The organism is Chryseobacterium endalhagicum, from assembly GCF_016745235.1.
GTDB classification, from domain to species: domain Bacteria; phylum Bacteroidota; class Bacteroidia; order Flavobacteriales; family Weeksellaceae; genus Chryseobacterium; species Chryseobacterium endalhagicum.
Genome location: NZ_JAELVM010000004.1, coordinates 66,299 through 90,123, shown reverse-complemented (window position 1 = coordinate 90,123; position 23,825 = coordinate 66,299). Strand labels below are relative to the sequence as shown.

Sequence of the window (23,825 nt, the reverse complement as noted above, 5' to 3'; positions counted from 1 at the left end):
AATGACTCGTAGTTGAATACACTACCATATTCAATAGGAACGGGCTTTAGCCCGTTCTTACCAATAAAAATTCAGATTCGGCATTAGCCCAAACCTGTTTAAGATATTTTTGGAAAAGATTATTTTAACAGATTAAGATCCTGCTCGGTACGTGAAAGCTCAACGTTTAAATGCTGCTTTCCAAAGAATTGTTTCAGATCCTGAAGGCGTTTCTGAGGATCATACGGTAAACTAGAATTTAATTTTCGCTGGCAGAGTGAACAGGCCCGCGCAAAGTGAAAATCGGTCTCCGGAAGTGAATTGCTGCCATTCATCACACAATTCGCATTTAAACAGTGGCTGATTCCGAACATATGGCCAATTTCATGAGAACTTACTTTTATCAGCCTTTCAAGACTTTGATTAAAATTCGAATCAGATAGATATCCGTCAGAAAATCTGTAGATGGAAGTTACGCCCACGCCATCTTCATAAGACGCCTGCCCGAAAACATAATTCCATTCAGGTTTTGGAAAAAGATCTTTTTCTGTAATTCCCATTAACACTACGGCATCCTTAGGCTTTCGTTTCATCAGAACACTGTCCAGAACATACCCTGCCAGAATCTGTTCCTGCCCGTCTTTGAAAATTCTTCTTACATTTTTTGGAAAAATGGTATTGGGCAAATCCGGAAGAATTTTGGTTTCCAGCTGGAAAAAACGGCTCAGATATTCCCGGTTCAGTTCTATTTCCTTTCTTTGAAGTTCATTGAATTCTCCTATAGGCTGGAGATAAATAATATTTTTTCCCGGTTTGGGTTTTACTTTTTTTAACTTCTGAAAATCTTCAAAAGTCTGAAATTTTTCGTCGTGGGAATATCTCCAGCCACCGGGTTTAGCTTTTGGAAGCTGAACATCGTTGATAGCAATGGTTTCAATATAAGATTTCTCCTTTTTACGGCACGAAAAAAGGAGTAGGGTGGTGGCGAGTAGAAAAAAGATAACATTATATTTTCCCGGGTTCATAAAAGAACAGAAGCTTTTTCTTGGCACCGTCGAACTCAGACCATGAATTACAGTCGATTTCGAAGCCGGCTACTCCGCAGGTCGGGAAATGAAAAATATCTTCAGAAATAGAATTCGCAAAATTGGAAATTCCGTTATTATGTGAGAAAAGAGCTACAGATCCCACACTGTCATCCAGATCGTAGATTACAGATTCAAAATTCCTTTCTGAAGGATTATACAGTTTATCTTCCGTGGAAACATTAAGCTGATAAGCCTGGTTAAAAATCTTACAGGTATTCAGGGCACGTACTGCCGGGCTGGAAACAAACTGATCAATAGAAATATTATTGCTTTTCATAAATCTGGACATGTTCATAGCATCCTTCAGTCCCTTGTCTGCCAAAGGTCTGTCGAAGTCGTCCGTTTCTTCCGGCCAGTCACTCTTCGCATGTCTTACGAGGATGAGTTTCTTCATATTTTCGTTTTTTGGAAGATTAAAATTATAAAAAAAATAATGGAATAAAACATCATTTCCATAAAAAAACTGCGTTATGAATAAAATCATTAAATTTTACTAAATTTGCACACTTATGGGACAGATCCTTGCAATAGACTATGGAAAGGCACGTTGTGGTATCGCTGCAACGGATGATATGCAGATTATTGCCAGCGGCCTGGACACTGTGGAAACACGGTTTTTGATGGAATTTCTGAAGAAATATTTCACCGAAAATAAAGTGGATGATGTGGTAGTAGGACTTCCTACAGATTTGAAAGGAAATATTTCTGAAGTGGAGACGGATATTTTAAAATTCATTGAAGAATTTCAGAAAGAATTTTCAGGGATTACGGTCCACCGTTTAGATGAAAGATTTACCTCTAAAATGGCTTCTTTTTTTATTTCCCAAAGCGGAAAAAGTAAGAAAAAAAGACAGGAAAAGGGGTTAATAGATAAAGTAAGTGCAACGATTATTTTGCAGAATTTTTTAGAACAAAGAATACGATGATTTTACCGATAAGAGCTTTTGGAGATCCCGTTTTAAGGAAAGTGGGAAAAGAGATAGAAAAAGATTATCCCGGTTTACAGGAACTTATAGATAATATGTTCGAAACGATGTACAGTGCAAACGGTATAGGACTGGCTGCACCTCAGATCGGGCTGGATCTGCGTCTGTTCGTGATTGATGTGACTCCTCTTGCGGAGGACGAAGATTATGAGGATATCAAAGATGAACTGGCTGAGTTTAAGAAAGTTTTCATTAATGCAAAGATTCTTGAAGAATCCGGTGAAGAGTGGAAATTCAATGAAGGATGTCTTTCTATTCCGGATGTACGAGAAGATGTGAAAAGAAAAGGAACGATTCTTATTGAATATTATGACGAAAATTTTGTGAAACATACAGAAACTTTTTCCGATATTAGAGCCCGCGTAATTCAGCATGAATATGATCATATTGAAGGCGTACTGTTTACCGACCATTTAAGCGCTTTGAAGAAAAAGCTTGTTAAAGGTAAACTGACAAAGATTTCTCATGGCGATGTAAGCATCGGCTACAAAATGAGATTTCCAAAATAATTGAATAAAGGATTAAAAAAATAAAATAATACACCGCAAAAGGCTCCGTGCCGATTGCAGAATTTACAAAAAATAAAATTATGCTGTTAGAAAAAATAATTTCAATTTCCGGAAAGCCAGGACTTTTCAAATTAGTTTCTCAATTAAGAAACGGTTTTATCATTGAAGATGTTACTACAAAGAAAAAAGTAAGCATCGGAAACTCCAGTCAGGTGAGTTTACTGGATAATATCGCTATGTTTACGTTTGATAAAGAAGTTCCTTTGTTCGAAGTTTTTGAAAATATTGCTAAGAATAATGAGTATAAAGAAGCTATTTCTCACAAATCTTCAGATGATGTGTTGAAAGATTTTATGACGACTTCTCTTCCAAACTATGATACAGAAAGAGTATACGCTTCAGATATCAAGAAACTGGCTCAGTGGTATAACATCCTTCAGAAAGCAGGATATGTTACGCCTGAAAGCTTCGTAAAAGCAGAACCTGAAACTTTGGATGGTGCACAGGAAGAAGTAAGCCTTGAAAAAGAAGCTCCTAAAAAAGCAGCTCCAAAAGCAGAAAAGCCTGCCGCTCCAAAAGTAAAAGCTACTTCTGCAGCAAAAGCAGCTCCAAAAAGTACACATACTAAGAAAGGATAATTCTTCCTGAATTTAAAATATAAAACCTTGTCAGAAATGATGAGGTTTTTTTGTTGCTATATCTGTCATTGCGAGGAACGAAGTGACGAAGCAATCTCAAAAGAAATCTTGTTAAAAAATCAGATTGCTTCCTAAAAGTTTGCAATGACTTACCTACTCATTCACACACCTAAAGAATAGCTGAAAATCTTTGATTTTCTTGCGTCTTTAAACAGCTTAATGATAAAAAAGTTTTGCGTCCTTGCGAATAAAAACCAAAACCCAATATCAGATGCTATCCATGTCAAGGTTTTAAACCTTGACATGGATTCCTCGAGTACTAAGCAAGCTTCATTTTATTTTTAGCAGAATTTCCAGGTCTTGAACTTTTCTTTGAAGACAAAAGAGCTTAATTAAAGATTTACCCTAAATTTGCACTACTTTGAATTCCCAATTATGAATACCAAACAGGAAAAACTGGAAGCTTTCGGAAGATTACTAGACATTATGGATGATCTCCGTGAAAAATGTCCGTGGGACCAGAAACAGACACTGCAGTCCCTGCGTCATTTGACCCTTGAAGAAACTTATGAACTTTCAGATGCCATCCTGCAGGAAGATTTACAGGAAATCAAAAAAGAGTTGGGTGATGTACTGCTTCACCTGGTTTTTTATGCTAAAATAGGCTCCGAAAAGGAAAGCTTCGATATAGCGGATGTCATTAATTCTTTAAATGAAAAACTGATCTTCCGTCATCCTCATATTTACGGAGGCATAGAAGTGAAAGATGAAGAAGAAGTGAAGCAGAACTGGGAAAAACTGAAACTGAAAGAAGGCAATAAGTCTATTTTGGGCGGTGTCCCGAAAAGCCTTCCAAGCCTTGTAAAAGCTTACAGAATTCAGGATAAAGTAAAAGGCATCGGATTTGAATTCCATGATGCGGAAGATGCATGGAAAAAAGTGGATGAAGAAATCCGGGAATTTCATGAAGAGACGGACTTAGATAAAAAAGAACTTGAACTTGGAGATGTATTTTTCTCCCTGATCAATTATGCAAGGATCTCAGGACTGAATCCGGATTCTGCGTTGGAAAGAACCAATCTGAAATTTATTTCCAGGTTCCAGAAAATGGAAAGGCTGGCGGAAGAATCAGATGTAAAGCTGGCGGATTTGTCTTTGGAGGAGATGGATGTATTGTGGGAGAAGGCAAAACTCATGTCATAAATGAAGGCAGAGCGTCCCGTACACCACAGGTTTCAGTATCTGCTGGAATTTAAAAAGACAGAAAGGAAGTGGCATTTTCCCTTTCTGGCAGCACTTTGTATTGGCAGCTGCCTGTTTATCGGCTATTTCCTCGGAAAACCCAATTACGGAAGTCTGTCGAGTTTGGGAGCGTTGACGATTTTATATTTTACTTCAGCGCCAATCACGCAGCGCATGGTGCATCTGGCGGTTTGTGCGTTCGGGATGGTCTTTTCCTTTACCATCAGTCTGTTTTTCAGCTTTAATGCTTATGCCGCAGGTCTGTCTTTGGGAATTGTCTCTTTTCTGGCCCATTTTATTACCTCGTATTTCAAAGTTCCGCCACCGGGAAATTTTTTCTTTATTATGCTGGCCTCCATGGCAAGCACCTATCAGTTTGATCTGGAAATGATTCCTACACGGGTAGGACTTGTTGCAATGGGAGCGATCTTATCCTGTTCATTGGCTTTTCTGTACTCTGTTTTTATAGAGAAAGGAGAAGTTTTTTCTATTCCCAGAAGGAGAAAATTTAGTAAAAGAAGATATACTAAATTTGTAGAAAGCACCATCATCGGCTTCTTTATGATGCTGACATTAATCGTTGGACATCTGCTGAAATTTGAAAATACCTATTGGATCTCTATCGCAGCCATAGCAATTATACAGGGCCGGAATTTTGAACACGTACGCCAGCGGAATATGCACAGGATCCTCGGAACCTTTATTGGAATAGGTTTTGCATGGCTCATCCTGCTGTTTGATCCTGCCAAAATAGAAATGATCATCATTATTACCGTGCTGCAGTTTATCATAGAATTGCTTATTGTAAGAAATTACGGTTTTGCAGTGGTTTTTATAACCCCATTAACCATTCTTCTGACGGAAACGGGAAGCCTGGTTCATCATAATGTAGAAAATCTGATGCATGCAAGACTTCTGGATACCATTATCGGAAGTTTAATAGGGCTTACGGCCGGTTTTTTTCTGCACCGTCAGCAGATTATTAATAACTTAGAGAAAAATATACGGTACTCGTATTTTCAGTTTAAAAAATTAAAAAAATAGCTATGTTGCGTATTCTTACCTTGTCCGCTTTTCTGTTGTGGAGCTGTAATCCGAAAGCTCAGGATTCCCCTAAAACAGACGATCTGAAAATAGAATTTTCATTACCCAAAAAGCTGAAAGAAGTTTCCGGAATTGTTTTGTCCCAGGATAAAAACACCGTCTGGGCTATAGAAGATCAGGGAAATAAAAATGTGGTATACGGTCTGGATATGCAGGGAAAGCTGGTGACCGATGTTCTGGTGGAAAATGCTGAAAATAATGACTGGGAGGATATTACAAAAGATGCCCAGGGAAATATCTACCTCGGGGATTTTGGAAATAATGACAACATCAGACAGAATCTGGCGATTTTAAAACTGGATTTAAAAGACAGTTTTCAAAAAACGACCAAAGCTGTTCAGACTACAAAATTCCATTATGAAGGGCAGACAGAATTTCCTCCGAAGAAATCAAACTGGCTGTATGATTGTGAGGCTTTTGTAGAGATGAACGGAAATTTCTACCTTTTCACCAAGAACAGAAGCAAAGGTTTTGATGGAACTTTCCTGGTTTTCCAGGTTCCTAATAAAGAAGGGGATTTTGAAGCAAAACTGATTGGAAAATTAAAGCTTGAAGGAAAATACAGCGATGCTGCCATCACTTCTGCTGCCATCAACAGTACCAATGATAAGATTGTTCTGCTTACCCATAAAAATATTCATGTACTTTCAGGATTCGGGGCGGATAATTTCAATACTTCCAAAATTGAAAGAATATCCTTAAACCACAATTCACAGAAGGAAGCGGTCGTTTTTCTTGATGATCAGACCTTGCTGATTGCTGATGAAAAAGACAAAGATACCGGTGGAAATGTATATAGATTTGAATTTAACCCTCAGACAAAATAGCTGAAGGTTAAATCTAAAAATATCTTACGGCGTAAGGTAAGAAATGTGAATATTACCCGCAGATAATCTGAAATTCTGGGTGTATACACATCGTACCCTGAACGTTTCATCCTTATTGAAATAAGTAATGGAGGACAGGTTGTGGTTCACGCCCAGTGTACGCTCGCCATGTCCCGTGGAAATGGAAGCCAATGTGGAGGTAGCCGGAGAAACCCTCTGAATGGAAGACTTCGCTGTTCCTGCCGTATAGCCGTTGCCGTTTAAGCTGAGGTCATACGTGATGTAAGGAACAATATTGTAGTATCCGGGTTTTACTACGGTGAATAATCCTGTCGTTGAATTATACGTAAGATAGGTATTATCCACTTTGTTCGTCACATTGTATACATAGCTTTTTGCGTAGCTGTCATGCGTGCTGATCGGGTTGCTTCCGGTACCGGTATAGCTTCCCGAGCTCGGATTGATGTCCGTTTTATTGCCGACAAATACTACTTTTAAAAAATTCTGGGATTCAATGGTGGTCCAGGATGGTGCATTCCCGTTTCCATTTGACATTAATACTTCTCCGCGGTTTCCGGAGTTTCCTTTCGTCTTTGCGTTGCCACCTACGTTAAGGTCTTTTACCACCTGAAGACTCCCGTTCACATGGAGTGTGTTCTGTGGTGTTGGGGTTTCTATACCCACTTGTGCGTTTACGTTTAAAGACATGACAAATAATGCCATGTATGATAGCGTTTTCTTCATCCAATAGTTTGTTTTGTTGAAATAATTTGAAAACAAATATAGATGGTTTTAAAAACATTGATTTTTTAGCAGATGTACAAACATATTGAACTATGTGTGTATTTGTTTGAAATTCAAAAATATATGATCTGACTTTCCAGATCGTATTTGCTTTATTTGTAGTGATTTATAAATGAAATGAGTCGCCTTTTAAATTTATTTTATAGTAAAAATTGATATAAATCATATAACCACCGGTATATTTTTATACCGGTTTACCACTGATCTTCGTAAAGGTTTTGCTTAAAAAGTCATTCCTACCCCTGCAGAAATTCTGCCACCATCCGAGCCGTAAAAGTAATTCAGTCTTGCGGAGAACATTTCTACAACGCTCATCCAGAAGCCTGCTCCCACGGATTGGTGCCACTTGTCAGAATCTTCATTGTCATTCCACACACGGCCCAGATCATAACCGATCAGAACACCCATATTAGCAGGAACAATATTGTTTCTCACCCTTCCGAAATCCCAGCGGATCTCAGAATTATTGGTAAAGTAAGATTTTCCTGAAAACCTGTCATTTCTGAATGCCCGCATCCCGTTGTTTCCGCCAATGCTTGCTGCCTGGTAGAATTCAAAATTATTGTTGCTGATCCACATTGCATTACTGGAATTGGCAAAAACAAAAACACCTCTTTTGTCAAGCTTATGATCAATGGTTAATGTTCCGTTCAGGGTGAAGAAATTCCTTTCCGTATTGGACGTATTCGTTTTCCAGTCGGCATTCACAAGGAATTCAAGTCCTAAAGTAGGGAAGGCATTGTTATCTAAATTCTTAAAACTGAATGTATAATTGGCTCCCGCAAACTGCTGGCTGTTGAAAACTTCCGGCCGCACATCCGGAGACTGGTCTACGAAGCGGTCTCCTTTGCGCTGAACCTTATTGCTCTCAAAGGTCAGCTGGAACTGATGCTGAAGATTCATCCAGCTTTTTTTAGAGATCGAAGGCGCAAAATTGAACTTAGAGATCCTTGCTCTGTTGTATTCTCTTTCCGTCTCTTCCTTATCGTAGTAACTTTCGTTGGAAAGCCCGAAAAAGTTTTTTGCAAACTTAGGAGTCGTGTAAGCCGCATCAAGGTTAAAGTCCCATCCGCCGATTGCCTTTTTGAAAATACCTTTGTACGCAACGTTAAACCCTGCCGTAGCCGTATAGAAATTAGCTTTCAGGCTGTGTTTCTGCGTATAAGGATCGCGGATGAAATTATTTACCGTGTAATTCGCCAGAACGCCTATGATCACTCCGTCGTCTGGATTGTAATCAGCATTCGGATAGCCTGCAAAGAAGTTATATTTCGGATGTTTGTAATTGTAGGTATTCACATCATAATCATCAGAAATATTTTTTGTTGCCGAACCGTTGTAGGTATTTTTCTGGGATTTAAAATCATAAATCTTTACACTTTTTCCGTCAGCAATATTGTAAACATCATGGTTGTACCCCCCGATGAGCCTGATGCTCATCTTAGGTCTTCCTTCTCCCGAAACCTCATAAATATCATCATCTTCAAGACCGTAGATCCAAAGTTCTTTTGTTTTCGAATCCTCGTAGTTTTTCTCAAAAACAAGCTCAGGGTTTTCTTTGTTTTTATCTAATTTATATTGCTTTACATTCACGGATTTCCCCGTCTTTGTAATCACGAATTTATCCGGATTCACCGTACCTGCCAGAGATACCTTTTCTTGAAGTACATCATAATACTTCGCTGCGTAATCCTGTAGTTTTGTTTTTCTTACTTTTAATTTTCTCTGAATATCAGCTAACGTTTCATCTTTCACTTCTTTCGGAAGATTGGTGAACGCATCGTCAATATCAGCATCCGTAAGATGTTCCTGGATATACTGAGCCTGTGCGATCCATTCTTCCTGAGTAGCGCCTTTTAAAAAGACAAGATCCAGCGGATACGGCTCCATATTCATCCATTTTACATTTTTGATGTCTTCTTTAAACGTTTTCATGTGGCGGATGGCCGGAACATTCATAATAATTCTGAAAGCAGCCCCGTCGTATTTACTGAAGGCCTGATCTCTGTCCTTGGGAATAGGTTTATAGATAACCTTGTCGCCATCCTCGTATTCTGCCCATTTCCACTGGTCGGAATGCCTGTCCCAGTCGCCGATCAGCATATCAAAGATCCTGGCTCTGATATAAGATTCACGGTCTACGGAATATTTATAGTTTTTGGAAAAATTTTTCAGGACATCATCTGTAGACACAATATCTTTTGCGTTGTCCAGCGAAGCCAGCGTTTTAGGATCAGAAGAAAAACGTTCCTCGATCATGTACATTTCATCCCCGTAATTTTCATTGTACTCTCCTAAAGCATATTGCTTTGGAATGTAATATAATTTGGGATTGCTATGGAAAATATTCAGTTTATCAGCCATATTTCCCACGGAGAATGGTGTAAACGGATGATTCGTTGTATAAAAATCCAGAAGGAATTTTTCAGGGAAGGTATTGTTCAGCTCATTACCGAACGTACTTTTCTTGAAAGCCATATTGTTCAGGAAACGGACGGCACTTTTTTTCACCCCGCGCATCACAAATTCCTGTCCGTCTGCCGCTTTCAGCCTTAAACTGTTCGACTGGTTACCGCCACCTTCTCTGAACGGCGTAAACCCACCGTTTAAAGTAGCAAGGTCTGCTGTAGGCGCATCAATAGGGATTCCGTAGTATCTTCTGTAATGCTCACCCCAAAGCCAGCGGTATACAGGTCCTTTTTTCGTAAGCTCCACCGGATAAATACTTGATGTGACATTCCCCGGAAAAGATTTTGGATAATTGTTCACAAATGCATCCGGCTTTGAGATCACCGAAATATGGGTAAGCTTTTTCAGGCTGTTGTCTTTCGTGGAGAAATATTCAACGTCTGTGCTTTGGTCTTTTCTGAGGTTAAGAACGGCAAAACCGCTGCCTCCGTATGAAAAGTCACTTTTTTCCACAATCGTGGAAGGATCAATTTTTGAACCTGCGCCACTTACGATCTGCCTGATATTCCGGTCTTCATGATACTGCAGATTATGATCATGTCCAGAAACAAAAATAATATTCTCTTTATCCTGAACGATACTTTTTAAACGGTTGGCCAGATCAGCATAGTGTTGGTTATTAATGTCTTCCAGACTTGCTCCGGAAGAACTTCTCAGGATATTCACCACGCTGGCAACCACCGGAACCGGGATTTTGCTTTTCAGCGGGTAAAGATGTGCCTTCGCAGAGTTGAAACCTGCATGGGTTCCGCTGCTGATCACCGGATGATGGAGCGCAACAATAATTCTTTTATCCTGGTTTTTAGTAACAAGATCTTTGAATTCTGTGAAAAAATCTTCGCGGGTTTTGATCGTACAGTTTTTATTCACGCCGGGATATTGATCCCAGTTGACGAGTGCCCATTCGGTATCAATCACGATAAGCTTGATGTCTTTCGATAAATTAATATCATCAATTCCGCAGGAATTTTTAGGCAGAAAAGCTTTTTTATCGTTGAAATAGGCTTTCACAAGGTCTTCCTGAGCTTTTAACCCGTCCAGGCCGTTATTCCAGTCATGATTTCCCGGAATGACCAGTGTTTTCCCTTTAAAATTTTTGGTAACCGAAAGCTGGTTTTCGAGCTTTTGTTTGGCCGCTGTGTAATCCTTATCTGATTCCTTTGGCAGTCCGTTGGGATAAATATTATCACCCAGGAAGATCAGCATAGAATTGCTGTCTGCAGAATCCAGTTTGTTTTTGAGTAAATTTAAAGTATTCTGTGCCTGTGGCTCATCTGAATTTCCGGCATCTCCGATCAGAAAAACTTTGAAATCGTTTTCAGATTTTATGTCGGAATTTTGTACTTCAAATAAGTTTTTTCCCTTTTTTACGTTATATGTTGCGCAGGAATACAGAACTCCGGCAGACAATACGGTCCGAAAGGCAATAGAAGTATTTTTTAAATGAGTTTTAAAGGATAAATTCATAAATTTACATTAACAAAAATTCAGGAATGGGCATTTTACACAAAGCTAAAGATTATGTCGAAAACTTATTCAAAGATAAGTTATCTTCTGTATATTTTTATCATAATTTTATTCATACGACTTACACGGTCAATAAGGCCGAGGAGATCATCAGAAATACGCCTGTTTCCAAGGAAGATCAGGAGAAAGTGTTGCTGGCGCTGTGGTTCCATGATACAGGATATATAGAATGTGCCCAGAATCATGAAGAAGAAGGCGTGGCCATCCTTACTGCTTTTCTGAAGCAGGAAAACTTTCCTGAAACTTATATTGAGGACGTTTCCAAACTGATCCTTGCTACAAAAATTACCTACGAACCGCAGAACCTTCTGGAAAAGATTGTAAAGGATGCAGACTGCAGTCATTTTGCCAGCCACGATTATAATGATATTTCGGATGCGCTGAGAAAAGAATGGGAACTTACCAATGTACGATGCTTTTCCAATGAAGAATGGAATGCCGGAAATCTGGATATGCTGAAAAACAGACATCATTATTACACGGATTATGCAAAGGAAAACTGGGAGCCTCTGAAAAACGAAAATATCAGAAAAATAGAAAAAAAATTGGACAAAGACGAGGAAAAGAAAAAGGACAAAAAAGAAAGCTCAGAGACTAAAAAGGAGCCTAAAGATCCTAAATCTGACCGGAGTGTAGATACTTTATTCAGAGTAACGCTGAACAATCATACCCGGTTGAGCGATATTGCGGACAGCAAAGCGAATATTCTGCTTTCTGTAAATGCAATTATTATTTCGGTATGCCTTTCCGTACTGGTTCCAAAGCTGGATACGCCTAAAAATGCACACCTGATCATTCCGAGTTTTGTATTGCTGCTTTCAAGTGTTCTGACCATCATATTTGCGATTTTATCCACCAAACCGAATGTGACCAAAACCCACTTCACGGCTCAGGATATTGCAGACCGAAAGGTGAACCTTCTGTTTTTCGGGAATTTTCACCAGATGATCTTTAATGATTATCATGATGCCATGAAAGACTTGATCAAGGACCGGGATTATATTTATGATTCTATGGTGAAAGATCTTTATTTCCTAGGAAAAGTTCTGGACAGAAAGTACAAGCTTTTATCGGTAACGTATAAGATATTTATGGCCGGAATTATTATTTCCGTGCTTTCTTTCGGATATGCTTTTCTTTCGCTTTAATTTTAAAAAATAGATACAGATGATTGTCCGACAGCGTACCCATTGGCTGAAAATGTTGTTTATATGGAGAGGTTCCGTGCTGAAGAAAATAGTGGTGCAGCTGGCGGTTATTCTGGTGTTTTCTCTGTCAATTTACTTTTTTAAAGGAAAGATTTTCGATTATAAAGTCCATCTTAACCCTACCATTTTTACGCTCATTGGGCTTGCCTTGGCTATTTTCATGGGATTCTGTAATTCCGCGAGCTACGACCGTTTTTGGGAAGGCCGGAAGCTTTGGGGCTCACTCGTCATTGAAACCAGATCTTTTACCAGACAGATTTTATCGCTGGTGAATGATCCGTCGCCAACGGCCAAAGAAGAAAAAGAAAAAATCATTAAGATGGTATCGGCATTCTGCTGGGCCCTGAATAACCAGCTGAGAGATAAACCCGGAACTGAACATTTAGCGGGGCTGCTGTCTCCGGAGCATCTGGAACAGGTGAAGGATAAAAAGTTTATTCCCAGTATTATTCTTGGTTTTATTGCAGACTGGCTGAATGAGCAGCAGCGGAAGGGTAATATTGATACGATCGTTATGACTGCTTTGGATCATCAGCTTAATCAGTTTTCCAATATTTCAGGAGGATGTGAGAGAATTTACAACACACCATTACCTTTTGCATATAGCGTTCTGCTGCATCGTACGGTGTATCTGTACTGCTTCTGGCTGCCTTTCGGGCTGGTGGATTCATTGGGATGGATGATGCCTCTGATCGTTCTTTTGATCAGTTATACATTTATTGCACTGGACGCTATTATTCAGGAGATCGGAGAACCGTTTGGGGAAGAGGAAAATGATCTGGCACTGAACAGCATGTGCAGAACCATTGAATACTCTATCTTCGAGCAGGCCGGAATACCTCAGGGAGAGCTTAAAAAGCCGGATTCTTACTTTATAGATTAGTCTTTTGGAGGGAAGCTGGAAGATATGATAGGAATGTACTTTTTGAAGACAACTGATTTAATGAAATTTTAGAAATATTCCGTAAAAACATCATAGCCATAACGGGCGATCATCAGGGAAACCACCACAAGAAATATTTTTCGGACAAAACCATTCCCTTTTTTCAATGCCATACGGCTGCCGATGAAGCTTCCTGCTACGTTAAAGAAAGCCATCATCAATCCAATCCCCAATATATAGTGTCCCTGTCTGATGAAAACGGTAAGTGCGGATATATTGGTCAGACAGTTGATTACCTTGGCATATGCTGAAGCCATTACAAATTCGAAACCCAGCAAAAAAACAAAGCCCAGGATGAAAAAACTTCCGGTTCCGGGACCGAATATTCCGTCATAGAAACCCACTACTGAGCCAATAAGAGATCCTAAAATCATTTGTCTTAATGGTGTTAAGTTTTTGGTCTGAACAGTTCCGAACTGCTTTTTTTTATAGATGTAAATCATCATGACGATCAGAATCACCAGGATCACAGGTTTTAAGATTTCCGTCCGGATAATGCTGACCACCTGAGCGCCCAGTAAAGAAGCGATGAAAGCAAAGATGGAAACCACAAGCAGCAAAGAATAATTAAAACGTACTTTCCTTGTATACTGGCTGGCAGCAACCGTAGTTCCAGACAACGCCGCTATTTTATTGGTTCCGAAAATAGTAGCCACCTGCAGATTGGGAAAAGCAATAAGAAGTGCCGGAATCTGGATCAGTCCGCCGCCGCCAACCACAGCATCAATAAAGCCGGAAACAAAAGCAATTAAAGATAAAGAAATCAGAAAAAGAAGGGAATATTCAGCGAAAAATGAATAAAGATCCATAGAAAGATAAATGGTTTGAGAATGAATATCAGGTTTATATTTCACTTTCAAAGATAGATAATACTTTCTTCTCAGGATGTATGATTTTGATTAAAATAACCAGTAAAATGATATGATTTAAAATGATGAAACTGACAGAAGAATAAAATGTTACGGCTAGGTTTACACCAACGAAATCCTCAATGCCAGCAATCCCGTAATTCCCTGAAGATCCTCAACTTTCAAAAATTCCACGTCATTCTGGAGAATTCCTTTTTTCTGAAGTTTACTGATGTATTCCAGATATTCTTTCTGGTTTTCCATCCCGAAATATACGATGGTAATCTTTCCCGGACAGGTTATTCTTTCTGAAGAATCTTTTACATGGGCTTTGTCCAGACGTTTTTTTATGATCTCGTAGTATGAATTATAGGCGCCATCTACATCGAAGCGTTTTTCGTCCATGCGGAAACGGATGTCTATTTTTTCATTATAAACAAAGATCAGGGACGCGATATCAAGCTGGATCGGAAGATCTCTTTTAAAGCTCTGAAATTCGCGCTCCATGGTACAGATGGTTTTCAGCTGCCAGTATCTTAATTTGTGGACTTCTTTTGAGGTGTAATGAAGATCCGGAGCAATATTATGGCCGATATAGAGATTGTGCTCCACACCGTCAGATTTAAATCTTTCATAATAATGCGGGAAAATCTGCTGGGCCTTTACCTGGCTTTCATCCAATAAATCGGCAAGCTTCCTGTTCACCAATGTTATAGAATCATCAAGGCTTTTTCTGTTGGCATAAAAAAGATCTGTCTGGGTAAAAACCTGCAGAAAATAATCTTTGATTTTATTCTTTATCTCACGGTCGGTTTTCAGTTCCAGTTTTGCCTGCAGGAAAGGATGGATTTCCTCTCTCAGCAATCTCTGGAAGCGCTGTTCCGTATCCGCTTTGATCTCGTTGTTCAGTTCATTCTCAAAAATGTCCAGTGCCAGAAGATACTTTTCCGAATCGGAATTGATCATGATAAAAATATCGTGAAGGCTTTCCAGCTGCTGGTTGAGGTCTTCCAGCATCAGATTAAACCGTTTGTCGGAAGAAGAACGGATATCCGAGAACCCGAACAGCGGCGTCAGGTTTTTAAAGGAAATCTGCTTCAGCGTGTACATTTTTTTCCCGAGTGAAGCATTGAAATATTTCTCAGCCTCATTCCTGAATTTCCAAACGACACTGTCGTGGATGGAAGTATATTCCCGCTGGATAATGGCTTCTATCTGGTAGTTTTTCTCAAAATTGAACCTGTTCAGGGAGAAGAGGATCATATCGGTAAAAAACTCCATTTTTTTGAGTTTTAATCCATTGAAACTGTTCGCCTGCGGTGAAGTAAATTCCATGATTGCCAGAAGTTCTCCATCTTTCATGATAGGAATGACCATGAAGCTGTTGATATTGTTATCCCTCAAAATACTGAAGGAGGGAAGTTCTTTAATGTCACTATCCAGATTGTTCACATTCGAGATTACAATCGGTCTGGAATTATGATTGATATTACTGAATGTATTCTTCCGGGTTTCTTCATCAAATGCATTAATCCAGAAATCCAGCACATGATGGGTAAAAAGATTTTCGTAAATGGGAAGCCTGCCCAGTTTCTGATCTTTTTTGTCAAACAGCATCAGCCCGAAATTAAGTTCCGGGACCTCGAAATAGGATTTGAAAATTTCCACAAGATTTTCATCCGGGCTCAAATCTTCCGGATCAATCTCGATCATGCTTGATTTAAGGTCAGACAGGGCTACTTCAGATGTACAGTCTACCAGGGAAACAATAGTAAATCCTTTTAAAACCCATGATCTTGAAGGGAAATATTTTTTCCAGAGCTTAAAATCGTCCAGGTTTTCCAGCAGCATGTCCACCACATCATCCGACGGGATTTTTGCATCTTCGCCAGGATAAACTTCTGTAAAATCTGAATTGACCGTAATTTTATAATGCTTCATGATTCCCAGCCTGTTGGGGATATCATAATAAAGAGGCATCGTACTTTTGATATCTCTTTTGAAATAAGCCTGAAGGATGAGACAGCAGCAGAATACATAAAATTCATCGTCCCCGATATTCCTCAGTTCTATTTCAAAGTCCTTTCCGGCATCTTTAAGGATACCTTTAAATCTTTCGGTATAGTTGAATGTAGTCTTGGAAAGCGGAATACTGGCCGCCTTGATTTCATTGTGGGTAAGGCCGGTAGGGAAGAGGTCTGCCAGGATCTGCCTGATGAGGTCTTCGTGTTTTTCGAGAACAGCTTCATCCAGGAATCCGTCTCTCAGCTCAGGAAATTTCTTCGTCCTTTCAATAATAGATTCGGCATAATTGGCCCTGTACTCCAAACGGTCGTTGTAGCGTATATGTTCCAGCACATCCAAATATTTTTTGAATGAGATAAGAACCTGAAATGGAGCGTCTTTTTTGTAAAGATTGGCCAAGAGCTGAAATTTAAAGTAAAGTTATAAAAAAAACGGCACTTTCTAATCGCCTTCAAATTGGTAAAAATGATCTTTCTGAATGACTTTGTTTATTTTTTCCAAACAAAATTCAAAAAAAGATAAAGCATTATCTGTTCCCTCTTTTCTTTTTGAAAAATTCGGCAGTTTTGTGATAAAGATTAGGATAAAATTCTGAAGTTCCGATCTTTAATTCACGGGTTACCGGAAAGAGAAATTTCATTAAAGGGACAGAGAATATAAGGGCGAAAGGGAGAACGAACATTCTGTAATTCTCAGTAGCTTTTTGGTCTTTAGTGACAAAAAATACAACGGCTGCGATGAGCAGAGCTGTAAATACGGTGATGAGGAGTTTTTTCATGGTGATTAATGGTATTCAAATGTAGTGGTTTTCGGGGATTTTATGATACTTGTATAGATTTTTTTGACGCAAATTTTCTTATTAATGCTGGATATTTTGAGGGTGCAAAGTTGAATCAATGTTTGATTGATTTGATTAAGCTGATGTTTTATTTGCGCCTAATCGCTGACGAAATCCGTTCCTTTGCTTTCCTCAAATCAAACTTTTTTTAATGGAAAATCTGTATGGAAAATTTCTCACAGATCACGCTGATTACACAGATTTTTTGCATATCGTATTAGTGTTATCCGTGAATTCATTTGTGAAATTTGTGTTTAAAAAAGCGTTTCATTTTTTAAATGTTTGTAAAAAAAACTGTTCCAGATATCTTTCCATAAAAAAAGCACAACCGGAAAGTTGTGCTTTTATATATTTTATATCGGGATCTTATAATCCGAATTGTCTTGCGAACAGGTCTGGGAAAACACCCAGCAGGATAATAGATGCAATAACGAATACAGCTACAATATTGTACGTAAGCGTTACTTTTTCTGAAGATTTGAATGTAGATTCTTTGAAGAAGAACATCGCAATAATCAGTCTTAAATAGAATGCTATAGAAAGGGCAGAACCTAAAACAGCAATTAATACAAGGAAAGCTGCACCGTTCATCGCTTGGGAGAATAAAGCAAATTTACCCATGAAACCTGCTGTTAACGGAACTCCAGCCATGGAAAGCATCGAGATTGCTGCTGCTGTAGCCAACAGAGGCTCGGTTTTCGCCAATCCTTTGAAAGCTCCGAAAGAAGTTTCTCTTTTTAATTTTTCTACCCAGATCAGACACATGAACACACCTACTGTAGATAACGAGTAAGCAAACAGATAAAATGCCAGGTTATACGTAGAAAGGGTTGTCATTCCGAAGAAAACCAGCCCGATGTATCCTGCGTGGGATACTGAAGAGTAAGCCAGCATTCTTTTCGCATTGGTTTGGGCAAGACCCATCACGTTCGCCAAAAGTAGGGTAATGATTAAGAATACTCCCAATACATTGATCCATTCGTGGGTAACGCCTGCGAAACCTATCGTCATCAGTCTGAATAAAGCAAAGAATCCTGAGATCTTTACGACACTCGCCATAAATGCAGTAATCAGGGATGGTGCTCCGGCATATACATCCGGGCTCCACATGTGGAAAGGAGCAAGAGCCACTTTGAACGCCAGCGCACAAAGGATCAGCAAGACCCCTAAAATGAACATGACATCTTTAGAGTTTTTCACTCCGAAATCCTGAATTTTATATAAATCAAAGCTTCCTGCACTTCCGTAAATAAATGCAATCCCGAACAGTAAGAAACCTGTTGCGAAAGCACCCATCAGGAAATATTTGATTGAAGCTTCGTTTGATCTTAAATCAGTTTTATTGGCACCTGCCATCACGTACAACGGAATGGAAAGGATTTCTACTCCCAGGAACAGAGTTACCAGATTCTGGAATCCGAAAAGTACAATACCTCCCACTAATGCAAAAAGCATCAGGGCGTATAATTCCGACTGGTGGCTTCTGTGATTGCTGAATGCAAAACCACCCAGGAAGAATAACAATAGGGTTGTTACAATAGATATTTTGGTGAATAATGCGGTATTTAATGAATACTCATACATGTGTCTGTACTTTTCGAAGAAAGCACATTCCGGTAAGAAGCTTACATACAAAGCCACGATTAATCCTAAAATCCCAATGTACCTCGCGAATTTTCCCTGTTCGAAAACTCCTGAAAATAACGCAATAACTGCCGTTAGGAAAACAATAATTAAAACACTCATATTATAGATTTGAGATGTGAGATTTTAAAGTTCAAAGTTTAAGGTTCAAGGTTTAAAGTTTAAGGTTTAAAGTTTTGTTGTAGCTGAGTGCTGTTTTCAAATCTTTATTCTTTTCTCTTTATTCTTAACTCTTCTCTCTTTTGTCCTTTCTAATCTCTTAATTTTTTAATTTTTAAATCTTTTAATTTCTTAGCTGGCCATCGCTGTATAAATAAACGTCAGCGAACTGTGCACCATATCGATTACCGGCTGAGGGAAAATACCCAGCAGGATCACGAAAACAGCTAAACTTGCCAATACGGAGAATTCTACACCGGAAAGGTCTTTTGCTGTACTTAAAACAGCTTCGTCTCCTTCTCCAAACATGGCTTTTCCGTAGAATCTCAATAGATAAACCGCACAAAGAATAACTGTAAGACCAGCGATTACTGCTGCCAGTCCGTTGAAATCATATACCGATTTCAGCAAAATAAATTCTCCGATAAATCCATTCGTCAATGGAACTCCCATTGAACCTAATAAAACGATCAGGAACAATACAGCAAATTTAGGAGCCACTTTGGCTAAACCTCCCATTTGTCTGATGTCTCTTGATTTAAATCTCTTATATAAAATATCACAGCAGTAGAATAATCCCACTACGTTGATACCGTGTGCAAAAGTCTGTACCATTGCGCCTTCAGCCCCTTCAATATTGAATGTTCCTCTTAAAGTGATCACTGCGGAAGAGAAAATCCCAGCTACGATTAAACCTACGTGAGAGAAAGAAGAATACGCAATGATTCTCTTCATATCGGTCTGGATGATTGCGATGAGTGCACCGTGAACAATTCCTACGATAGCGAGGATGATAACGATCTGTCCTGAAATTCCTGCAATAGGAAGCGGAGTGATCGGAAGCAGGTAACGGATAACACCATACACCGCCATTTTCAGCATGATCCCTGATAAAAGCATGGATCCCTGAGTAGGAGAGTAGGTATAGGTATCCGGCTGCCACGTATGGAAAGGGAATACCGGTAATTTCACTGCAAATGCAAAGAAGATAAACCAGAATACCACCGTCTGCTGTACTTCATTAAGCTGGGCATTGTATAAATCTGTTAAAGCGAATGATGCAGAGTGGTTGTACACATAGATCAATCCGGCTAACATAAATAATGACCCAACGAATGTATAAACGAAGAATTTCGTAGTGAATTCAAATCTTTTGTTTTCCTGGCCCCAAAGTCCGGCAATGAACCAGATCGGAATCAGGGTTACTTCCCAGAAAATGTAGAACAACAGTCCGTCTAAAGAAGTAAACACGCCCACAAGCCCGAACTGCATCAGCAGGATCAAACCGTAGAATGTATTTCTGTAGCTTACATTTTCGTTAAAAGAAGATAAAATAATGATGGGCGTAAGAATATTGGTCAGCAGTAAAAGCAGCAGACTCATTCCGTCTATCCCGAAATGAAGCGAGCTTTTAATAAACTGTGACCAAGGGTAATTGATCTCGTGCTGCAATACACTGTCTACCGTTGGATTAAAATCAAAATCCGCTACGATATAGAATGTAATAAGCATTTGGATCAAAGCTATTCCCAGTGCCAAATATTTGCTGGATTTATCTTTCCATGCAAAAACTAATCCCGAACCTACAAGAGGTAATAGTAATAATGTTAATAATAAACCAGACATTATTGTAATATAAAGTTAACAATCAGTATAATTCCCACAGCTAAAGACATGATAAGAATATAAGTCTCTACATTTCCGTTCTGGATACGCTTCATGGCTTTTCCGCTGTCTTCAGCGCCTTCGCCCACAAAGTCTACAAAACGGTCTAAGATCCCCTTATCGAACATCTTTCCTCCGCGTCCTAATCCTTCAACAGTTTTTACAATCAATGCATTGTAAAGTTCGTCTACATATAATTTTTTAGCAGAAAGCTTTTCCCATCCGGTATAGCTTTCTTCTGCAAGAGCCATTTTTTTCTTTTTCACGTAGGTATTTTTTACGATAAACCATACGCAGAAGAACATCAATACAGTAGCGCCCAATAGAATCATTTCAGTTCCAAACGGTACTCCTGAAAGGGTAGCTTCCATCTGACTGTAGCTCTGCTCGGTAAGAACAGGCTTCAACCATTCCATTAATTTAGCATAATGACCGTGTCCGATGAAGTGAGGAAGGTTAATGAAACCTCCAAGCACAGAAAGGATAGCCAGAATGATTAACGGAAGGGTCATATTGGACGGGCTTTCGTGTAAATGATGTTTTTGATCTTCCGTACCTCTGAACTCTCCGTGGAACGTCAGGTAATACAGTCTGAACATATACGTTGCAGTCATGGCCGCTAAAACAAATAAGATCACCCAGTAAACAGGGTTTTTAGCGAATGCTGCTACTAAAATTTCGTCTTTTGAGATCATCCCTGATAATAAAGGGAAACCTGATATCGCCAGTGTTCCGATAAGGAAAGTAGCGTGGGTAATAGGGATGTATTTTTTCAGACCTCCCATGAAACGCATATCCTGCTCGTTGCTCATCGCGTGGATTACAGAACCTGCCCCTAAGAATAATAAAGCCTTAAAGAATGCGTGCGTCATTACGTGGAACATTGCTGTAGTATAAGCTCCCAACCCTAAAGCGATGAACATGAATCCAAGCTGTGAAACGGTAGAGTAGGCCAATACTTTTTTGATGTCGTTCTGACGAAGTGCATAGAATCCTGCCAAAGCCGCGGTTAAGAATCCAATCAATAGGATTCCTCCCTGAACGGTAGGAGCCAGAGTAAATAAGAAGTTTGATCTTACCACTAAGTAAATACCCGCCGTTACCATCGTTGCCGCGTGGATTAATGCTGAAACCGGAGTAGGACCTGCCATTGCGTCCGGTAGCCATGTATATAAAGGAACCTGAGCGGATTTACCGGTTGCCCCGATAAACAAACTCGCCGTAATAAAGATAATTACTGTTCCGTCTAATTCAAATTTTGAAGCGTTTTGCGCTACAGTAAGGTAATCTACCGCATTAGTCTGAGCAGCGATCATAAAGATCCCGATCAGTAAGGCAAGGTCACCAATTCTGTTCATGATGAACGCTTTTCTTGCTGCTTTACCGTATTCTTCATTGGTATACCAGAATCCGATCAACAGGTAAGAACAAAGACCTACACCTTCCCATCCGATGAACAGGATCAGGTAGTTGCTTCCCATCACTAAAAGTAACATGGAGAAGATGAAAAGATTCAGATAAGTAAAGAACTTATAGAAACCTTTGTCGTGGCTCATATATCCGATAGAATATAAATGGATCAGGGATCCGATACCTGTAATGATCATCACCATCATTAAAGAAAGCTGATCGATCTGGAATCCGAAATTGATCTGAACGCCGTTTACGGTAAACCACTCAAATGCCTTTACGATAATTGGCTGGCTTTCAGAATCCATTTTCAAGAAAAGACTTACCGCGATACAGAATGATCCGAAAACCATTGCTGTAGCCAGAGAGCCTACAAATATTTTGGGAAGGTTTTTCCCGAATAAACCGTTAATAAGAAACCCTAATAGTGGTAAAAGTACTATTGCATACACTAAATTTTCCATTCCTTATCCTCTTAATTTATTAAATATACTTACATCCACAGAACGGGTATTTCTATACAGCATAGCAATAATTGCCAGACCTACCGCAACTTCAGCGGCGGCTACCACCATAATGAAGAAAACTAAAAGCTGTCCGTCTCCGTTTCCTTTGTACGCTGAAAAAGCAGCCAATAAAAGGTTTACAGAATTCAGCATAAGCTCTACACAGCCCAAAATAACAATAGCGTTTTTTCTCAACAATACTCCCAATACTCCCAGACAGAACAATACTGAAGAAAGCATGATGAAATAGTTAAGAGGGACGCTTTGTATAAATGTATTTACTTCTCCCATAATTTTATAAATCTTTTTTACCGATTAATACCGCACCTACAATACCTGCCAAAATAAGGATGGATGCAAGCTCAAACGGTAAAACATATTGATTAAACAAAAGTCTGCCCAGATTTTTGGTAAGACCCACACCCTTGTCTACATTTTCAACAACAATGTGATTGTCCTGAACGCCTCTGAATACGCCTAAAACTCCAATTAATAAAAGACCGGCTGTAAAAACTCCAACAAATTTTAAAGTATTGTTCTTCTTACTTTCGTCTTGTTTATTAAGGTTAAGCATCATCAGGATATAAAGGAATAATACCATGATGGCTCCTGCGTACACTATGATCTGAATGATTGCAAGGAACTGGGCATTCAGAAGAATGTACATTCCCGCAATTGAAAACATCGTAACAATTAATGACAAAATAGCATAGAGCGGATTTCTTGCAAATACAAAGTATACTGCACTGGCCACTGCTAAAAACGCCACCAAGAAAAATAAAAACTGATCCATTATTTTACCGCATTTTTTTGTTTCTCGGATTGTCTTGTCGTAATGTCAATCCTTTCATTTATTTTTTCAACCAATTTGTCTTTTCCATAGATGAAAGATCCTCTGTTGGTTTCCACATCCACCAATCTGTCTGTAAGATATATCGCAGATTTAGGACAGGCTTCTTCACACATTCCGCAGAAAATACATCTCAGCATATTGATTTCGTATACTGAAGCATATTTTTCTTCTCTGTAAAGCCCTTTTTCCTCCTTCGTTCTCTCTGAAGCCGTCATGGTGATGGCTTCTGCAGGACAGGCTACGGCACAAAGTCCACAGGCTGTACATCTTTCTCTGCCTTCCTCGTCTCTTTTCAGAACGTGCTGACCTCTCCAGATGGTAGTTCTGGGTTTCTGTACTTCCGGATACGAATATACTGCGGGAGCACCTTTTATCACGGTTCTTACAGCATGCTTAAATGTAATCCCCATCCCGGTAAAAATAGCAGGAAGGTAGATTTTTTCAGCAAGGGTCATTTCTTTGTTGGAAACAACTTTTGATCTGTTTGTAAGTTTCATTTAATTATAGATGTTAGATGTTAGACGTTAGATGTTAGAAGATGGAAGCGGGAAAT

21 protein-coding genes are annotated in these 23,825 nt (G+C 39.2%); 8 read left to right on the top strand and 13 right to left on the bottom strand.

Annotated elements, in window-relative coordinates; all coding sequences use genetic code 11:
• Positions 1-119: 119 nt before the first annotated feature.
• Together JET18_RS21000 and JET18_RS20995 are read right to left on the bottom strand one after the other, a co-directional pair.
• Complete coding sequence (locus tag JET18_RS21000) at positions 120-1,004, bottom strand: archaemetzincin (protein WP_202094493.1); 885 nt, start codon at positions 1,002-1,004, stop codon at positions 120-122.
• Complete coding sequence (locus JET18_RS20995) at positions 985-1,461, bottom strand: SixA phosphatase family protein (protein ID WP_202094492.1); 477 nt, start codon at positions 1,459-1,461, stop codon at positions 985-987. Before JET18_RS20995 ends, JET18_RS21000 begins: the two co-directional genes overlap by 20 nt.
• A gap of 115 nt (positions 1,462-1,576) precedes the next feature.
• On the opposite strand from JET18_RS20995, the gene ruvX reads away from it, so the two are divergent.
• From ruvX to JET18_RS20965, 6 genes are all read left to right on the top strand, one after another.
• The gene (gene ruvX, locus JET18_RS20990; protein ID WP_202094490.1) at positions 1,577-1,993 is read left to right on the top strand and encodes a Holliday junction resolvase RuvX; all 417 of its coding nucleotides are present in this window, start codon (positions 1,577-1,579) and stop codon (positions 1,991-1,993) included.
• Positions 1,990-2,562: a peptide deformylase gene (def, locus tag JET18_RS20985; protein ID WP_202094489.1), complete on the top strand. Its 573-nt coding sequence runs from the start codon at positions 1,990-1,992 to the stop codon at positions 2,560-2,562. Before ruvX ends, def begins: the two co-directional genes overlap by 4 nt.
• Before the next feature lie 80 nt (positions 2,563-2,642).
• A complete protein-coding gene (locus JET18_RS20980; protein WP_202094487.1) occupies positions 2,643-3,200 on the top strand; it encodes a DUF5606 family protein in 558 nt (185 codons plus the stop codon).
• Positions 3,201-3,635: 435 nt separating this feature from the next.
• Entirely contained in the window at positions 3,636-4,403 is a 768-nt protein-coding gene (gene mazG / locus JET18_RS20975; protein ID WP_202094485.1) for a nucleoside triphosphate pyrophosphohydrolase, read from the top strand.
• Positions 4,404-5,486, top strand: a complete 1,083-nt coding sequence (locus tag JET18_RS20970) for an FUSC family protein (RefSeq protein WP_202094484.1) — start codon at positions 4,404-4,406, stop codon at positions 5,484-5,486.
• Positions 5,487-5,488: 2 nt separating this feature from the next.
• Positions 5,489-6,373: a hypothetical protein gene (locus JET18_RS20965; protein ID WP_202094482.1), complete on the top strand. Its 885-nt coding sequence runs from the start codon at positions 5,489-5,491 to the stop codon at positions 6,371-6,373.
• A 24-nt stretch (positions 6,374-6,397) separates the two neighbouring features.
• Here the strand turns inward: JET18_RS20965 and JET18_RS20960 are convergent, their stop codons facing one another.
• Together JET18_RS20960 and JET18_RS20955 are read right to left on the bottom strand one after the other, a co-directional pair.
• On the bottom strand, positions 6,398-7,117 hold the full coding sequence (locus JET18_RS20960) for a hypothetical protein (protein WP_202094480.1): 720 nt from the start codon (positions 7,115-7,117) through the stop codon (positions 6,398-6,400).
• A 282-nt stretch (positions 7,118-7,399) separates the two neighbouring features.
• Positions 7,400-11,113: a metallophosphoesterase gene (locus JET18_RS20955; protein ID WP_202094479.1), complete on the bottom strand. Its 3,714-nt coding sequence runs from the start codon at positions 11,111-11,113 to the stop codon at positions 7,400-7,402.
• 26 nt (positions 11,114-11,139) lie between these two features.
• Here JET18_RS20955 and JET18_RS20950 point away from each other — a divergent pair, with 26 nt between their 5' ends.
• Together JET18_RS20950 and JET18_RS20945 are read left to right on the top strand one after the other, a co-directional pair.
• The gene (locus JET18_RS20950; protein WP_202094478.1) at positions 11,140-12,321 is read left to right on the top strand and encodes a Pycsar system effector family protein; all 1,182 of its coding nucleotides are present in this window, start codon (positions 11,140-11,142) and stop codon (positions 12,319-12,321) included.
• Between the two features lie 19 nt (positions 12,322-12,340).
• The gene (locus JET18_RS20945; RefSeq protein WP_202094477.1) at positions 12,341-13,264 is read left to right on the top strand and encodes a bestrophin family protein; all 924 of its coding nucleotides are present in this window, start codon (positions 12,341-12,343) and stop codon (positions 13,262-13,264) included.
• Positions 13,265-13,332: 68 nt separating this feature from the next.
• Here the strand turns inward: JET18_RS20945 and JET18_RS20940 are convergent, their stop codons facing one another.
• The 9 genes from JET18_RS20940 to JET18_RS20900 all read right to left on the bottom strand — a co-directional run bounded on the left by JET18_RS20940 (position 13,333) and on the right by JET18_RS20900 (position 23,769).
• A complete protein-coding gene (locus JET18_RS20940) occupies positions 13,333-14,178 on the bottom strand; it encodes a sulfite exporter TauE/SafE family protein (RefSeq protein ID WP_202094476.1) in 846 nt (281 codons plus the stop codon).
• A 117-nt stretch (positions 14,179-14,295) separates the two neighbouring features.
• Positions 14,296-16,596, bottom strand: a complete 2,301-nt coding sequence (locus JET18_RS20935) for a GAF domain-containing protein (RefSeq protein ID WP_202094475.1) — start codon at positions 16,594-16,596, stop codon at positions 14,296-14,298.
• A 127-nt stretch (positions 16,597-16,723) separates the two neighbouring features.
• A complete protein-coding gene (locus JET18_RS20930; RefSeq protein ID WP_202094473.1) occupies positions 16,724-16,975 on the bottom strand; it encodes a hypothetical protein in 252 nt (83 codons plus the stop codon).
• 426 nt (positions 16,976-17,401) lie between these two features.
• Positions 17,402-18,781 (bottom strand): NADH-quinone oxidoreductase subunit N, encoded by a 1,380-nt coding sequence (locus JET18_RS20925; RefSeq protein WP_202094471.1) that lies wholly within the window; start codon positions 18,779-18,781, stop codon positions 17,402-17,404.
• Between the two features lie 189 nt (positions 18,782-18,970).
• The gene (locus tag JET18_RS20920; protein WP_202094469.1) at positions 18,971-20,464 is read right to left on the bottom strand and encodes a complex I subunit 4 family protein; all 1,494 of its coding nucleotides are present in this window, start codon (positions 20,462-20,464) and stop codon (positions 18,971-18,973) included.
• Complete coding sequence (gene nuoL, locus JET18_RS20915; protein ID WP_202094467.1) at positions 20,464-22,377, bottom strand: NADH-quinone oxidoreductase subunit L; 1,914 nt, start codon at positions 22,375-22,377, stop codon at positions 20,464-20,466. The genes JET18_RS20920 and nuoL overlap by 1 nt, the downstream gene beginning before the upstream one ends.
• Before the next feature lie 3 nt (positions 22,378-22,380).
• Positions 22,381-22,710: an NADH-quinone oxidoreductase subunit NuoK gene (gene nuoK / locus JET18_RS20910; protein ID WP_034730724.1), complete on the bottom strand. Its 330-nt coding sequence runs from the start codon at positions 22,708-22,710 to the stop codon at positions 22,381-22,383.
• 4 nt (positions 22,711-22,714) lie between these two features.
• Positions 22,715-23,212, bottom strand: coding sequence for an NADH-quinone oxidoreductase subunit J family protein (locus JET18_RS20905; RefSeq protein ID WP_034703568.1), 498 nt, complete (start codon positions 23,210-23,212; stop codon positions 22,715-22,717).
• Positions 23,212-23,769, bottom strand: a complete 558-nt coding sequence (locus tag JET18_RS20900) for a NuoI/complex I 23 kDa subunit family protein (RefSeq protein WP_034703566.1) — start codon at positions 23,767-23,769, stop codon at positions 23,212-23,214. The genes JET18_RS20905 and JET18_RS20900 overlap by 1 nt, the downstream gene beginning before the upstream one ends.
• Positions 23,770-23,825 lie beyond the last annotated feature (56 nt).

Bases quoted from the DNA above. Each gene is read 5' to 3' on its own strand.
- JET18_RS21000 (WP_202094493.1), bottom strand. From the start codon at position 1,004: ATGAACCCGGGAAAATATAATGTTATCTTTTTTCTACTCGCCACCACC.
- JET18_RS20995 (WP_202094492.1), bottom strand. From the start codon at position 1,461: ATGAAGAAACTCATCCTCGTAAGACATGCGAAGAGTGACTGGCCGGAA.
- ruvX (WP_202094490.1), top strand. From the start codon at position 1,577: ATGGGACAGATCCTTGCAATAGACTATGGAAAGGCACGTTGTGGTATC.
- def (WP_202094489.1), top strand. From the start codon at position 1,990: ATGATTTTACCGATAAGAGCTTTTGGAGATCCCGTTTTAAGGAAAGTG.
- JET18_RS20980 (WP_202094487.1), top strand. From the start codon at position 2,643: ATGCTGTTAGAAAAAATAATTTCAATTTCCGGAAAGCCAGGACTTTTC.
- mazG (WP_202094485.1), top strand. From the start codon at position 3,636: ATGAATACCAAACAGGAAAAACTGGAAGCTTTCGGAAGATTACTAGAC.
- JET18_RS20970 (WP_202094484.1), top strand. From the start codon at position 4,404: ATGAAGGCAGAGCGTCCCGTACACCACAGGTTTCAGTATCTGCTGGAA.
- JET18_RS20965 (WP_202094482.1), top strand. From the start codon at position 5,489: ATGTTGCGTATTCTTACCTTGTCCGCTTTTCTGTTGTGGAGCTGTAAT.
- JET18_RS20960 (WP_202094480.1), bottom strand. From the start codon at position 7,117: ATGAAGAAAACGCTATCATACATGGCATTATTTGTCATGTCTTTAAAC.
- JET18_RS20955 (WP_202094479.1), bottom strand. From the start codon at position 11,113: ATGAATTTATCCTTTAAAACTCATTTAAAAAATACTTCTATTGCCTTT.
- JET18_RS20950 (WP_202094478.1), top strand. From the start codon at position 11,140: ATGGGCATTTTACACAAAGCTAAAGATTATGTCGAAAACTTATTCAAA.
- JET18_RS20945 (WP_202094477.1), top strand. From the start codon at position 12,341: ATGATTGTCCGACAGCGTACCCATTGGCTGAAAATGTTGTTTATATGG.
- JET18_RS20930 (WP_202094473.1), bottom strand. From the start codon at position 16,975: ATGAAAAAACTCCTCATCACCGTATTTACAGCTCTGCTCATCGCAGCC.
- JET18_RS20925 (WP_202094471.1), bottom strand. From the start codon at position 18,781: ATGAGTGTTTTAATTATTGTTTTCCTAACGGCAGTTATTGCGTTATTT.
- JET18_RS20920 (WP_202094469.1), bottom strand. From the start codon at position 20,464: ATGTCTGGTTTATTATTAACATTATTACTATTACCTCTTGTAGGTTCG.
- nuoL (WP_202094467.1), bottom strand. From the start codon at position 22,377: ATGGAAAATTTAGTGTATGCAATAGTACTTTTACCACTATTAGGGTTT.
- nuoK (WP_034730724.1), bottom strand. From the start codon at position 22,710: ATGGGAGAAGTAAATACATTTATACAAAGCGTCCCTCTTAACTATTTC.
- JET18_RS20905 (WP_034703568.1), bottom strand. From the start codon at position 23,212: ATGGATCAGTTTTTATTTTTCTTGGTGGCGTTTTTAGCAGTGGCCAGT.
- JET18_RS20900 (WP_034703566.1), bottom strand. From the start codon at position 23,769: ATGAAACTTACAAACAGATCAAAAGTTGTTTCCAACAAAGAAATGACC.